Consider the following 785-nt stretch of genomic DNA (forward strand, 5'->3'; position numbering starts at 1 on the left):
CGGCGTAGCGCCGCGCCAGTTCGCGCAGGTGATGCATGGCCGGCGAGGCGCCAGCGAGGTCGTCCAGGCTGTAGCGCACGCCGGCCGGCCGGGCGCGGCTGCGCGAGCGCAGGTTGCGGTCGACCCGGTGGATGGCATTGGCATCCTGCAGCGTCAGTACCGCGCCAGCGGTGCCGGCTTCGGTGATGATGGGGATGCGGTTGACCACCACCATCTTGTCGCCGAGCTTGTGAATCGCTTCGAGCTCCTTGCTGCCGCTGTGCATCACGCCATCGAGCGACAGCGCTGGAGCCAGTGTCTGCAGCTTGCGGCCTAGCGCGGCGGCCGGCGGCGTGCCCAGGAAACGCTCCATGGCGGGGTTGTAGGTCTGGATGCGCCCTTCCGCATCCACCGCGGCCACGCCTTCGTTCAGGTGCGCCAGGATGGTATTGACGTAGTCGCGCCGCCCGGACTCGATGCGGCGCAACCGGGCCGCCTCAATCACGTCCTCCAGCGCGCCGCGCACAGAATTGCCCGAGTACAGGAACACGCCGATCAAGCCGATCTTGTCCGCCAGGTCGGTCACCAGGCCGGGACCCACCACCACTTGCACGCCCTCCTGCTTGAGCGCCTTCACGCGGGCGGCGGCATCGTCTTCGGTCAGGTAGGTGTAGGCCGGGATCGCCAGCGAGAAGGTGCGCACGAACTCGTCCACTTCCGGATAGGTAGCGGCTGCGTCACCAGCGCCACCCGCGGTGAGATGCGCCGCGCCGTGGCCAGCGCACTCATCGACGTCGAAACCGGTC

Annotated in this window: 1 pseudogene; it reads right to left on the reverse strand. The window is 68.7% G+C overall.

Annotation, left to right across the window (positions count from 1 at the left end):
• Positions 1-785, reverse strand: a pseudogene (locus OR16_RS39195) (PrpR N-terminal domain-containing protein); the annotation flags it as partial.

This window comes from Cupriavidus basilensis OR16 (assembly GCF_000243095.1).
GTDB classification, from domain to species: domain Bacteria; phylum Pseudomonadota; class Gammaproteobacteria; order Burkholderiales; family Burkholderiaceae; genus Cupriavidus; species Cupriavidus basilensis_D.